The following is a 12,864-nucleotide window of genomic DNA, read 5'->3' as shown; positions in this document are numbered from 1 at the left end:
ACACCGGGCGCACCGGCCTCGCCGGTGCGCCCGGTGTCGTCAGTGGGCGGTGCTGGGGGCCGGGACCGCGGCGAGACCGGCGAGGCGCTCCTGGCGCACCGCGTGCCGGTTGACCACGCCCCCGGCGACCAGCGCGACGAGGACGAGCGCGATCGCCCCGCCCGCGAACGCCACGTGGTAGCCGTGCAGGACGGCCTCGGCGGGGTCCCCGCCGTGGCGCGAGACGGCGCCGGCGAAGACCGTCGACAGCAGCGCCGTGCCGATGGAACCGCCGATCTGCTGGAAGGTGTTGACGCTGGCGCCGGCGGCTCCGGCGTCCTCGCGGGCCACGCCGCTGGTCGCGGTGTTCATGGCCGAGGAGACGATCAGGCCCATGCCCAGGCCGGTCACCACGAGGGCGGGCAGGACCGTCCCGGCCCAGGTGCTGTCGGCCTCGGTGCGCAGGAACAGCAGGACGCCGGCCGCGGCCAGCAGGCCGCCGGTGCTGATGAGGACCTTCGGCCCCACCCGCGGCAGCAGCCGGGGGGTGATCTGCGTCGCGGCCGCCATGATCGAGAACGGCATGGGCAGGAACGACAACCCCGTCTGCAGCGAGGAGAACCGCAGCGTCTGGTTCAGGTAGTAGGTGAGGAACAGGAAGATGCCGAACATCGCGACCCCGACGAGGCCGATCGCGACGAGCGCGCCACCGCGGTCGCGGTCGCGGACGATCCGCAGCGGCAGCAGCGGGTGCGCCGCGCGGGACTCCACGAGGACGAACAGGGCCACGAGCGCGACGCCGGCCGCGAGGGAGGCGATGGTCACCGCGTCCGTCCACCCGGCGCTCTCGGCCGAGGAGAACCCGTAGACGATGCCGACGAGGCCGAGGGTGATCGTCACCGTGCCGGCCACGTCCAGGCGCGGACGCGGTCCGCGGGCGAAGCGGGGCATGAACGCCAGCGCGCCGGCGACGCCGACGACGGCGAAGACGACGTTGACGTACAGGCACCAGCGCCACGTCGTGTACTCGGTGAGCACGCCGCCGAGCAGGACGCCGGTCGCGGCGCCGGAGCCGGCGATGGCGCCGAAGACGCCGAACGCGCGGGCCCGCTCCCTGGGGTCGGTGAACGTGGTCGTCAGCACGGCGAGGGCGGAGGGCGCGAGCAGCGCCCCGAAGACGCCCTGCAGGGCGCGGGCGGCGACGAGCTGGCCGAAGTCCTGGGCCAGGCCGCCGACCACCGAGGCGCCGGCGAACCCGGCGAGCCCGATGAGGAAGGTGTTCTTGCGGCCGAACAGGTCGCCGAGGCGGCCGCCGAGCAGCAGCAGCGAGCCGAACGCCAGCGAGTAGGCCGTGACGACCCACTGGCGCTGGCTGTCGGCGAAGCCGAGGTCGCGCTGGGCCGAGGGCAGGGCGATGTTGACGATCGTGGCGTCCAGGACGACCGCGAGCTGGGCGATGCCGATGACGGCCAGCACCAGCCAGCGGTGGTCCGGGGCGGCGGCGTGCGCGGGGTGCTGCTTCCCGGGTCGCTGCTCCCCGGGGTGCTGCGGGGTGTGCGCCGCCGGTGCCGTGCGTGCGGGGGTGTCGGAGCTCACGGAGCCCTCCAGTGTTCGAGGTGCCGGCGAGCGGTCGGGCCGGCGTGAAGCGGACGTCGTGCGTCCGCTTCCGTCAGCCTACACGCAACCGGACGCAGCGCGTCCACTTGTTCCCGCCTCCGCGGGTACGATCGGGGGGTGAGCTCGACCGCCGTCCGCCCCCTGCGCGCCGACGCCGCCCGCAACCGGGCCCTCGTCGTCGACGCCGCCCGTCGGCTGTTCGCCGAGCGCGGCCTCGACGTCACGCTGCACGACGTGGCCGAGGCGGCCGGGGTCGGGGTCGGCACGGTCTACCGGCGCTTCCCTGACAAGGACGCGCTGCTGGGCGGGCTGGTGGCCGACAAGTTCGAGACGCTGCTCGCCCTGGCCGACCGGGCTGCGGCGCTCCCGACCGGCCGCGAGGCGCTGCGCGAGTACCTGCTGGGGGCCATGGCGCTGCGGGCCGGCGACCGGTCGCTGTCGACGGCCGTGCTGCGCGCCGCGCCGCAGACGGCCGAGGCCCTGGAGCTGCGCGCCCGCCTGCGCGAGGTCGTCACCGCGGTGGTGGAGCGCGCCCGGGCCGAGGGGGCGCTGCGGGAGGGTTTCGCCGCCGACGACGTCCAGGTCGTCACCTCCATGATCGGCTCGATCGCCGACCGTTCCCGCGCGGAGGCGCCCGACGCCTGGCGCCGCTACGGCCTGCTCGTCACCGACGCCGTCTGCCCGCCCGCCGGGGGGCTGCCGCCGCTGGTGGGCGAACCGCTCCCGCCGCCCACCTCCGTCGACTGCGGCTCCCCGCGGGCCTGAGCCCCTCCGCGCGGCGCCCCGGCGGGCGAGCCGTCAGAACGCGCGCTCGGCGACGTCCACGCGCACGGCGGCGGCCAGGGCCCGGCGCAGCGCGGCAGCCGGCAGCGGCGCGCCGGGCGCCCGCGGGACCTCCTCGGCCGGGACGGTGGGGTCGGCCAGGTAGATCCGGGTGTAGGCGCCGGCTTCCGGCTCGAAGCGCCAGCTGTCGGCCAGCGGACCGGCGTCGACGGTGTCGTAGCCGAGGCGGTCCACCAGCGCGGCCACGGCCGCCTTCGCCGGTGCGTCGTCCCCGGCCAGCGGCAGGGCGCTGCGGTCCGCCGCGCCGGTGGGGCGGGCCAGCTGGGGGACGTGGTGGGCCAGGACGTTGTTGAAGACCTTGACCAGCCGGCTGTTCGACAGGTGGGCCTGCACCTGTTCGCTGGTGGTGGTCTCGTTGCGGTCCAGTGCGAGGATGCGCCCGTCGCGGAACGGGTAGTAGTTGCTGGTGTCCAGCACGATCCTGCCGGCCAGCAGGTCCGGGTCGATCGAGGTGGCGACGGGCAGCGGCACCGAGAGCACGACGACCTCCCCGGCGCCGGCGGCCTGCCCGGTGGTCCCGGCGCTGGCGCGGGGGCCGAGTTCGGCGACGAGCTCGGTGAGGCTGGCCGGGCCGCGGGAGTTGGCGAGAACGACGTCGATGCCGGCGGCCGTGGCCAGGCGGGCGATGGCTGCGCCGATGTTGCCGCTGCCGATGATGCCGAGCTCCATGGTCGTGTTCCTGTCCTCGAGCGCTGGGTTTTGATGGGTTTCGGTGGGTCTCGCTGGGTGCGACGTGCCGGCGGTGACCGCCGGGAACTCGCCGGTGGGGCGCCGTGTCCTCAGTGCCCGGCGGGGACCGGCGCCGTGCCCGTGCTCCTGCTGCGTCCGGGCAGGAAGAGGGCGCCGACGACGGCGGCGGCGGCGATGACCGCGGCGGCGGTGAACACGCCCTGCACCCCGGCCAGCGACGTCCCCGCAGAACTCGCGGTGGCGTCGGTGGCGTCGGAGGTGATGGTGAGCACGGTGATGAGGACCGCGACGCCGATGGCCCCACCCAGCTGCTGCAGGGTGTTCAGCGCGGCGCTGCCGTGCCCGTAGAGGTCCTCCGGCAGCGATGCCAGGGCGAGGGTGAACAGCGCGGTCCACATGAACGCCTGCCCGGTGCAGATGGCCAGGTGGGTGAGCAGGATGACGGCGACCGGCCGATCCGGGGTGGCGGTGGACATGAACCACAGGGCGGCGACGTCGACGAGGGCGCCGATGACGACCAGGGTGCGCGGTCCGGTCCCCTCGTAGAGGCGTCCCACGATCGCGGAGACGACGGCGATGGCCGCGCCGCCGGGCACCAGCAGCAGGCCGGTGGCGAAGGCGCCCAGGCCCAGGACGTCCTGCAGCACCAGCGGGAGGACGACGCCGACGCCGAAGGCGGTGGTGACCAGGAACAGGATCACGACGCTGGCCAGGGTGAAGCCGCGGTGGGTGAAGATGCGCACGTCCAGCAGCGCCGCACCGGTGCGCTGCAGGTGGCGCTGGCGCGCGACGAAGGCGGCGATGCCGATCAGGCCCAGGGCCACGGCGAGCACGGAATTGGTCGGCAGGTGCCCGCCGGAGGTGTCGTGGGCACTGGCCAGACCGAAGACCAACGCCCCGAAGCCGACCGCGGCGAGGACCAGGGAGATCACGTCGATGCTGCTGGGCACGGGGGTCGTGAGGTTGCGCATCAGGATCCCGCCGACGATCAGGGCGATCAGCGCCAGGGGCAGGACGAGGAGGAAGATCCAGCGCCAGCTGAGGTTGGCCACGATGAGCCCGGAGATGGCCGGGCCGATGGCCGGGGCCACGGCGCCGACGGCGGTGGTCAGAGCCATGAGGGACCCGCGGCGGCCCTCGGGGGCCAGGCGGAAGGTGGTGGCCATCATCAGCGGGGCCAGCGTCGCGGTGCCGGCGGCCTGCACGATGCGCCCGGTGAGCAGGACCTCGAAGGTCGGTGCGAGAGCGGCGATGGCGGTGCCCACGGTGAACAGGGCCATGGTGGCGGTGAAGAGCTGGCGCATGTGGAAGCGCTGCATGAGGAAGCCGGTGGCGGGGATGATCACCGCCATGGTCAGGGCGTAGGCGGTGGTGAGCCACTGCCCGGTGGCGGCGGTGATGCCCAGCTCGGCCATGACCTGGGGCAGGGCCACGCCCATGACCATCTCGTTGAAGATGACGATGAAGGCGGCGACGGCCAGGACGGCGATGACGACGACCTCACCGGGCTCCAGGTGGGTCTTGGGCGCGGGCCCGGCGGTGGGGGAGGCCGAGGCCCGGGTCGACTGCGCGGGCAGGCTCGGCGCGCTCGGTCGCGTGCTCGCAGGTGCTGGCTCTGGCGTCTGGGTCACGGCGGTCGGCTCCGGGTCTCGTCGATGGGTTCGGTCACGCCGCCCCGTCGAGCTCGTTCCGCGGAGGTGAGCTGGTGCGGGGCGTGTCGTGCACGGGGAGGGAGGGGCGCGCCGGCACGTCGGGCCGCTGCGCGGTGAGGTGGGGGAGCGCTCGGGCCCGCAGGGGGAGACGCTCTCCGTTTGCTTTCGTGGAGATTAAGGAGATAGTCTCCGTTTTGTCAACGAGGAGGTGCCCGTCGTGACCGAACCGCCAGCCGTGGCCCGTCCCCGCAGGACGCGGGCCGACAAGCAGCGCAACCGCGCCCACATCCTCGAGGTGGCCGAGCAGTTCTTCGCCGAACAGGGCGTCTCCGCCTCCCTGGACGCCATCGCCAAGCGGGCCGGCATCGGACCGGGCACGCTGTACCGGCACTTCCCCACCCGTGAAGCGCTGCTGGCCGCCCTGCTCGAAGCGCGCGACGAGGAGCTGGTGGCCCGCCGCGACGCCATCGTGCGCGAGGAGAACGACTCCGCCAGGGCGCTGGAGCAGTGGCTGGAGGCCCTGGACATCTGGGTCAGCGCCTTCGACGGCCTGCCGGACCCCCTCCGGGACGCCCTCACCGAGGGAACCTCCCCGCTGGCGATGACGTGCCAGGGTTTCGTCACCACCACCGAGCAGTTCCTGGCGGCCGCCCAGCGCGATGGGCGGGCGCAGCCGTGGGTGCGTGGGCGGGAACTGTTCCTCAGCGTGCTGGCCACGGCCTGGGTGCGCGGCGCGGCCCTCGCCGACGAGTCCTCGGCGCGATCGATGCGCGCCGTGCTGCGCTCGGGGTGGGCCCTGCCCGGCTGAGCGGTGCTCACCGCGGCCCGCCGGGGGATCACCGGCTGAACCCCCTGGGGTGCAACGGCGTGCCCGGGAACCAGCCCGGCTCGACGACGTCTCCGGTGGTGCGTGCTGCCCCGGCGCCCCTCCACCCGCCGGCTCCCCTCCTCCTGCTCCCGCGTGGAAGGTCCCGATGAACCACCGCACGATGATCCTCGGCCTGCACCTGGGCACCGGGTACGGTTCCCAGGCCGCCTCCTGGCGCCACCCCGACGTGGACCCCGCCAACTACACGAACTTCGACGCCCAGGTCCGCTACGCGCAGGCAGCCGAACGGGGGAAGTTCGCCTTCCTCTTCCTGCCCGACTCCCTGGCCACGACCGGCGACCTGGACCACGAGGTCCCGCAGGCGACGCTGGACCCGATGCTGACCCTGGCCGCGATCGCCCGCGAGACGACGCGCATCGGCTTCGTGGCCACCGCCTCGACGACCTTCAACGAGCCGTACAACCTCGCGCGGCAGTTCAAGAGCCTCGACGTCATGAGCCACGGCCGTTCCGGCTGGAACGCGGTCACCACCGGCGATCCCGCCGCAGCGGCCAACTTCGGCCAGGTGATCGCCGACCGTCCCGAGCGCTACGCCCGCGCCCACGAGGTGATCCAGGTCGTCCAGGCGCTCTGGGGCAGCTGGGGACCCGACGCGTGGGTCAAGGACCAGGCCTCCGGTGTCTTCGCCGACACGGCCCAGATCCGACCCGTGGACCTGCGGGGCCGCTACGTCGCCTCCCGCGGCCCGCTGCCCGTCCCGCCCTCCGAGCAGGGCCAGCCGGTCATCTTCTCCGCCGGCGGCGGGCAGAACGGGCTGGGCATCGCCGGGCGCTACGCCAGCGGCGTCATCGGCGCCGCCTTCAGCGTCGACGACGCCCGCGCCCAGCGGGAAGCCGTGCGCGAGGCGGCCCGCCGGGCGGGCCGCGACCCCGACGAGGTCAAGTACTTCGCCGGGGTCATGCCCGCCCTGGGTTCCTCCGTGCGCGATGCCCTGGACCGCAGGATCCGGCTCAACGGTGACGCCTTCCCCGTCCGGGTGCCGTACCTGGGCGCCGTGCTCGGCCTGCCCCTGGAGGCCCGCCGCCTGGACGAGCCGCTCACGCCCGCCGAACTGGCCGCCGCGCGCCCCAGCCCCTTCGACCCCCGCTCCCGGCACGCCCTCGAGGTGGCCCGGCGGGGGTGGACGGTCCGCGAGGTCCTCGCGCACGGTGTCATCGACTACCACCCCACTCCCGTCGGCCCGCCCCAGGTCGTCGCCGACCACCTGCAGGAGTGGTTCGAGGCCGGTGCCGCCGACGGCTTCTGGGTCTCTCCCGACGTCAACGAACGCGACATCGACACCTTCGTCGACGAGGTCGTCCCCCTGCTGCAGGAACGAGGGCTGTACCACCGCGACTACGAGGGGGCGACGCTCCGGGAGAACCTCGGCGTCCCCCACCAGTACGGCATCGACCCGCGCCTGTGAGCTGGCGGGACCTTCCTCAGCGGTGGTGGGCGTGGATCACGGCGTGGCCCTTGCCGCGGCTCATCATCCAGCGGTTGACCGGGGTGGTGACGACGAAGGCCAGGGCCAGCGCGGCGGCCAGCGAGGCCCAGAAGAACCAGCTGGCCAGGCCGGCGTGCAGGGCGCCGGGGATCGCCACCACCGCGGTGTTGTCGACGACCTCCATGACGGCGATGGAGAGGGTGTCGGCGGCCAGGGCCACCTTGAGCGCCGCACCCAGGCCCAGCCCCGCCGTCAGCACGCTCCGCACGGTCAGCGCGTAGCCGAAGGCGAAGGCCAGGGCCACGGCCAGGGCGACGGTGGGCACCGTGCCCCAGCCCAGGGCGGTGCCGATCACCATCCCGAGGACCTCGCCGATGGCGCAGCCGGTCAGGCAGTGCAGCGTGGCCCGCGCGGCGCTCGCCCACGAGGTGGTACCGCGCGGCGCACCGTGGTGCCCGTGCCCGTGCCCGTGCCCGTGCCCGTGCCCGTCGGTGCCGGTGCCGGTGCCGGTGCGGTGCTCGTGCTGTGCTCCAGGCACGACCCCTCCTCGGGTGTGTCCTCGCGGAACGCGTCGCCGGTTCACGCCTCAGCGCTCGAACGGGTGCTGCCCGGGCCGCTCGAGGCGGACGCGGTGGGGTCGAAGCGGCGCAGCCGCAGGCTGTTGGTGACCACGAAGATCGAGGACAGGGCCATGGCCGCCCCGGCCACCAGGGGGTTGAGCAGGCCGGCGACCGCCAGCGGCAGCGCGGCGAGGTTGTAGGCGAAGGCCCAGAACAGGTTGGCCTTGATGGTCGACAGCGTCCTGCGCGCCAGGCGCAGCGCGTCGACGACGGCGAGCAGGTCGGCGCGCACCAGGGTCAGGTCGGAGGCCTCGATGGCCACGTCGGTGCCGGTGCCCATGGCGATGCCCAGGTCGGCGCCGGCCAGGGCGGCGGCGTCGTTGACGCCGTCGCCGACCATCGCCACCACCCGGCCCTGGCGCTGCAGGGCGGTGACGGCCTGCAGCTTGCCGGCGGGCAGGACCTCGGCGACGACCTCCTCGATGCCGACCTGCGCGGCGACCGCGCGGGCGGCGCGGGCGTTGTCGCCCGTCAGCAGCACCGGGCGCAGGCCCAGCGCGCGCAGCTGCGCGACGGCGGCGGCGCTGGAGGCCTTGACGGTGTCGGCGACCACCAGCACCCCACGCACCCGCCCGTCCCAGCCGACCGCGACCGCGGTGCGCCCGTCGGCCTCGGCCGCGGCGGTGGCCTCGGCCAGCTCGGGGGGCAGCGGCTGGGACCACTGCTGCGCCAGCCAGGAGGGGCGCCCGGCGACGACGGCGTGCCCCTCGACGACCCCGGTGACGCCGAGCCCGCCGGTGGAGGCGAACGAGGCCACCGCCGGCAACTGCTCGGCCTCCCCTCCGTTCTCCTGCCCGCTGCTCAGCCGCTGCCGCGCGCCGGTGGTGACGGCGGCGGCGACGGGGTGCTCGGAGGCGTGCTCCAGGGCGCCGGCCAGGCGCAGCAGCTGCGCCTCGTCCACACCGGCGGCGGCGTGCACGCCGGTCAGGCTCATCCGCCCGGTGGTGACGGTGCCGGTCTTGTCCAGCACCACGGTGTCGATGCGGCGGGTGGACTCCAGCACCTGCGGACCCTTGATGAGCACGCCCAGCTGCGCGCCGCGCCCGGTGCCCACCAGCAGCGCGGTCGGGGTGGCCAGCCCCAGGGCGCAGGGGCAGGCGATGATCAGCACCGCCACCGCGGCGGTGAGGGCCGCATCGGCGCCCGCACCGGTGAGCAGCCACCCGGCCAGGGTGGCGGTGGACAGGGCGATGACGACGGGCACGAAGACCGCGGAGACGCGGTCGGCCAGGCGCTGCGCGGCGGCCTTGCCGGACTGGGCCTGCTCGACCAGGCGGGCCGTCTGCGCCAGCTGCGTGTCCGCGCCGACGCGGGTGGCGCGCACCAGCAGGCGCCCGCCGGCGTTGACGGTCGCACCGCTGACGCGGGCACCGGGGCCGACCTCCACGGGGACCGACTCACCGGTGAGCGTGCTGGCGTCGATCGCCGAGGAACCCTCGAGCACGACGCCGTCGGTGGCGACCTTCTCGCCGGGGCGCACGACGAAGACGTCGCCGACGGCCAGCTGGTCGATCCCGGTGCGCTGCTCGCGGCCGTCGCGCACGACGGTGACCTCCTTGGCGCCCAGGTCCAGCAGGGCGCGCAGCGCGGCTCCCGAGCGGCGCTTGGCGCGCGCTTCGAGGTAGCGGCCGGTGAGGATGAACACGGTGACGGCGGCGGCGACCTCCAGGTAGAGCTCCGTCCCGGCGTGCTCGCCCTCGCGAGCGGGCAGCAGCGTGAAGGTCATGCGCATGCCCGCCTCGCCGGCACCGCCGAGGAAGAGCGCGTACAGCGACCAGGCGAAGGCGGCCAGCACCCCGACGCTGATCAGGGTGTCCATGGTGGCCGCGCCGTGGCGCAGGTTCGTCCAGGCGGCGCGGTGGAACGGCCAGGCGCCCCAGGTGGCCACCGGGGCCGCCAGCACCAGCGTCAGCCACTGCCAGTGGGTGAACTGCAGCGCGGGCACCATGGCCAGCACCACCACCGGCACGCTGAGCGCCAGGGAGATCAGCAGCCGCTGGCGCAGCGCGGCGGTCTGCGCGCCACCGCGCTCGTCGTCCTGGTCGTCGTCCTGGTCGGCGTCGCGCTCGCCGGGGTCTCGGCCCGCCGGACCGGTGGCGGGGGAGCGGCGGCGCGGCGGCAGCGCGGCGCTGTAGCCGGTGGCCTCGACGACCTCGACGGCCTGCGCGACGTCGGTGCCGGCCGGCAGGGCCACGCGCGCCTTCTCGGTGGCGTAGTTCACGCTGGCCTGCACGCCGGGCAGGCGGTTCAGCTTCTTCTCGATGCGCGCCGCGCACGAGGCGCACGTCATGCCGCCGATGGTCAGCTCGACCACCTGCAGCGGCACCTGCACGGCCGTCTCCTGCTGCGCGGCGGGGCTCACGGCCGCCTGCGCTGCTCGCGGTGCGCGGTCGGGCTGAGCGGTGTGGTCACTCACGCGGGTCTCCTCGGTCCAACTCGGTCCAGCTCGGTCCAGCTCGGTCCAGCCCGGTCCGGCACGGGTGCCGTCGGCCACGCGGTGCGCCGGGTCCCACCGGGCGGGGACGGCGCGACCGCCCGCTCCTCCGCGGTGACACCTTTGTACCCCCAGGGGGTATTGAGCGCAAGTACGCCCGGGGGGTACCTGCGACGGCACGACCACCGCCTCCGCCCTGGCCCTGCCCGGCGCACGGGAGGACGCTGGTGCGGTGAGCACCCCAGGAGGTGGACCCGGACCGGAGCGCTGCGACGTCCTCGTCGTCGGCGCCGGGCCCACCGGGCTGACCCTGGCGCTGCAGCTGGCCGCCGCCGGCGTCGCCTGCCGCGTCGTGGACGCCGCCGCCGACCGGGTGCACCAGTCGCGGGCCCTGGCGCTGCAGCCGCGCAGCCTGGAGGTGCTGGCCCCGCTCGGGGTCGCCGGGGAACTGGTGCGCCTGGGCAACCCGGGCGTGCGGTTGCACGTGCACGCCCGCGGCCGCACCACCTCCGCGCCGCTGTTCGACACCGGCCTGGACGACACCGCCTTCCCGTTCCTGCTCTTCCTCTCCCAGGCCCGGACCGAGGAGGTCCTGCTCGAGCGCCTGGCCGGCGCCGGCGTGCAGGTGCGACGGCGCACCCGGCTGGAGGAGCTGCACGACGACGGCGAGCACGTCACCTGCCGCCTGCGGCGACCGGACGGGTCGATCGGCGTGGTGCTGGCGCGCTACGTGGTCGGCTGCGACGGTGCCCGCAGCACCGTGCGCCAGGCGATGGGCGTGCCGTTCACCGGGGGCCGCTACCCGCAGACGTTCCTGCTGGCCGACCTGGCCGTGGACGGGCTGGCACCGGGCGCGGTGCACGCCTACGTCGGCCCGGCCGGGCCGCTGCTGTTCTTCCCGCTGCAGCAGCCGGCGCCGTGGCGGCTGATCACCGCGCGGCCGACCACCGGCCGTGCCGGCGGCCCCGAGCAGGCACCGCCGGGTGGCGACCCCTCCGGCGGCGGTCCCGTCGCCCTGGCCGAGCTGAACGCCGCGGTGGCGGCCGCCACGCACGAGCCGCTGCACCTGCACGAACCGGTGTGGTCCAGCGCGTTCGGCATCCCGCACCGCCAAGCCGGCGCCTACCGCGCCGGGCGCCTCTTCGTGGCCGGGGACGCCGCCCACGTGCACAGCCCCGCCGGTGCGCAGGGCATGAACACCGGCATCCAGGACGCCGTCGACCTCGGCTGGAAGCTGGCGCTGGTGCTGCGCGGCGACGCGCGCGAGGAGCTCCTGGACACCTACGACGACGAGCGCCGCCCGGTGGGGGCGTTCGTGGTGCGCATGAGCGATCGCGCCTTCAGCGCGGCCACCTCCGCCCGCGCGCCGGCCCGCCTGGCCCGCGGCCTGCTCGCGCCCCGGCTGCTGCCGCTGGTGCTGCGCTCGCGGCGGGCGCGGGCCACCGCCTTCCGCACCGTCTCGCAGCTGGGCATCACCTACCGGCGCAGCAGCGCCACCGCGCCCGCGGCCGGTTCCCGCCGGCCCGGCCCGGGGGACCGGTTGCCCGACCTGCCCGTGGTGCGCGCAGGCGTCGCGGGCAGGCTGCACGAGGCCCTGACCGCTCCCGTCTTCCACCTGCTGCTGTGCGGTCCGCCCGGGACCTGGGACGGCCCGGCCCTGGAGCGGTGGCGGCGCTCGAGCCCGGTGCCGGTGCGCGTGCACCACCTGCAGCGGCGAGCCGCGGCGGGCGCGGAGGACGACGTCCTGGTCGACCCGACCGGGCGGACCCTGGCCCGGTTGCGCGTGCGCACCTGCGCGGTGCTCCTCGTGCGCCCCGACACCCACGTCGCCACCCGCACCGACGGCGCGGACCTGACCGCCGCCGCAGGCCACCTCGCCGGGCTGGCCGCCGGCGCCCCGGCGCGCTGAGGGCGGGCGGTCGCGCCCGCCGCCGCGCCGCACGACCGGCCCGCGGGGATCAGCCCCGGCCCGCCTCGGTCCTGGTGCCCGCGGCGGGCAGCAGGTCGGCCAGCAGCGCCTCGACGCGGGCGCGGATCTCGTCGCGGATCGGGCGCACGGCCTCGATGCCCTGCCCGGCCGGGTCCGCCAGCACCCAGTCCTCGTAGCGCTTGCCCGGGTAGAAGGGGCAGGCGTCCCCGCAGCCCATGGTGATCACCGCGTCGGAGGCCTGCACCGCCTCGGGGGTGAGGACCTTCGGCTGCTCGCCGGTGATGTCGATGCCGACCTCGCGCATCGCCTCCACGGCGACGGGGTTGATCCGTTCGGCGGGCACCGAGCCCGCGGAGCGGACCTCGACGGCGCCGCCGGAGAGGGCGGTCGTGAAGGCGGCGGCCATCTGCGAGCGCCCGGCGTTGTGCACGCAGACGAAGATGACGCTGGGCCTGGTGGTGGTTGCGCTCAAGGGGTCCTCCTGGGGTGTCGAGGCGGCACGCGTCAGCAGCCGCCGGTGCCGATCGGTTGCGGCGCGCCGGTGCCGCAGCACGACCCGTCCGCGCCGTCGGCGTCCACCGCGGGTGCGGAGGTGGAGCACGCGCCGGTCTCGGGCAGGTCCAGCCGCACGTCCGCGCCGACCCGTTCCCCGGCTTCCAGCACGAGGGGTTCCAGGCCCTGCTCGAGCAGGTGCGCGGCGGCCGCCGGGCCGACCGGTCCGGCGCCGATGACGACCGGTGGTCCTCCGGTGCTCACGGGAGCGGGAGTGCTCACGGCGGGTGCC

General features: G+C 75.4%; 10 protein-coding genes and 1 pseudogene. 4 read left to right on the top strand and 7 right to left on the bottom strand.

Features of this window, described 5'->3' with window-relative positions; all coding sequences use genetic code 11:
• Positions 1-39: 39 nt before the first annotated feature.
• On the bottom strand, positions 40-1,575 hold the full coding sequence (locus tag GTQ99_RS11765) for an MFS transporter (RefSeq protein WP_166615922.1): 1,536 nt from the start codon (positions 1,573-1,575) through the stop codon (positions 40-42).
• 138 nt (positions 1,576-1,713) lie between these two features.
• Between GTQ99_RS11765 and GTQ99_RS11760 the strand changes: the two genes are divergently transcribed.
• Positions 1,714-2,361 (top strand): TetR family transcriptional regulator, encoded by a 648-nt coding sequence (locus GTQ99_RS11760; protein ID WP_166615921.1) that lies wholly within the window; start codon positions 1,714-1,716, stop codon positions 2,359-2,361.
• 33 nt (positions 2,362-2,394) lie between these two features.
• On the opposite strand, the gene GTQ99_RS11755 is transcribed toward GTQ99_RS11760, so the two are convergent.
• Together GTQ99_RS11755 and GTQ99_RS11750 are read right to left on the bottom strand one after the other, a co-directional pair.
• Positions 2,395-3,108, bottom strand: coding sequence for an NADPH-dependent F420 reductase (locus tag GTQ99_RS11755; protein WP_166615920.1), 714 nt, complete (start codon positions 3,106-3,108; stop codon positions 2,395-2,397).
• Positions 3,109-3,218: 110 nt separating this feature from the next.
• The gene (locus GTQ99_RS11750) at positions 3,219-4,760 is read right to left on the bottom strand and encodes a DHA2 family efflux MFS transporter permease subunit (protein WP_166615919.1); all 1,542 of its coding nucleotides are present in this window, start codon (positions 4,758-4,760) and stop codon (positions 3,219-3,221) included.
• Positions 4,761-4,998: 238 nt separating this feature from the next.
• Here GTQ99_RS11750 and GTQ99_RS11745 point away from each other — a divergent pair, with 238 nt between their 5' ends.
• Positions 4,999-5,589 (top strand): TetR family transcriptional regulator, encoded by a 591-nt coding sequence (locus GTQ99_RS11745; protein WP_166615918.1) that lies wholly within the window; start codon positions 4,999-5,001, stop codon positions 5,587-5,589.
• 166 nt (positions 5,590-5,755) lie between these two features.
• Positions 5,756-7,075, top strand: a complete 1,320-nt coding sequence (locus tag GTQ99_RS11740) for an NtaA/DmoA family FMN-dependent monooxygenase (protein ID WP_166615917.1) — start codon at positions 5,756-5,758, stop codon at positions 7,073-7,075.
• Between the two features lie 16 nt (positions 7,076-7,091).
• Here the strand turns inward: GTQ99_RS11740 and GTQ99_RS11735 are convergent, their stop codons facing one another.
• Together GTQ99_RS11735 and GTQ99_RS11730 are read right to left on the bottom strand one after the other, a co-directional pair.
• Positions 7,092-7,634, bottom strand: a complete 543-nt coding sequence (locus tag GTQ99_RS11735; protein ID WP_166615916.1) for a DUF4396 domain-containing protein — start codon at positions 7,632-7,634, stop codon at positions 7,092-7,094.
• 41 nt (positions 7,635-7,675) lie between these two features.
• Complete coding sequence (locus GTQ99_RS11730; protein WP_166615923.1) at positions 7,676-10,006, bottom strand: heavy metal translocating P-type ATPase; 2,331 nt, start codon at positions 10,004-10,006, stop codon at positions 7,676-7,678.
• 376 nt (positions 10,007-10,382) lie between these two features.
• Here GTQ99_RS11730 and GTQ99_RS11725 point away from each other — a divergent pair, with 376 nt between their 5' ends.
• Positions 10,383-12,059 (top strand): FAD-dependent monooxygenase, encoded by a 1,677-nt coding sequence (locus GTQ99_RS11725; RefSeq protein WP_166615915.1) that lies wholly within the window; start codon positions 10,383-10,385, stop codon positions 12,057-12,059.
• Between the two features lie 49 nt (positions 12,060-12,108).
• Here the strand turns inward: GTQ99_RS11725 and GTQ99_RS26090 are convergent, their stop codons facing one another.
• Entirely contained in the window at positions 12,109-12,552 is a 444-nt protein-coding gene (locus GTQ99_RS26090) for an arsenate reductase ArsC (protein ID WP_166615914.1), read from the bottom strand.
• A gap of 152 nt (positions 12,553-12,704) precedes the next feature.
• Positions 12,705-12,836, bottom strand: a pseudogene (locus GTQ99_RS27540) (NAD(P)-binding protein); the annotation flags it as partial.
• Positions 12,837-12,864: the final 28 nt, after the last annotated feature.

Source organism: Kineococcus vitellinus (genome assembly GCF_009906315.1).
GTDB lineage: Bacteria > Actinomycetota > Actinomycetes > Actinomycetales > Kineococcaceae > Kineococcus > Kineococcus vitellinus.
The sequence above is the reverse complement of the archived record's forward strand: the minus strand, read 5'-3'. Positions and strand labels throughout refer to the sequence as shown.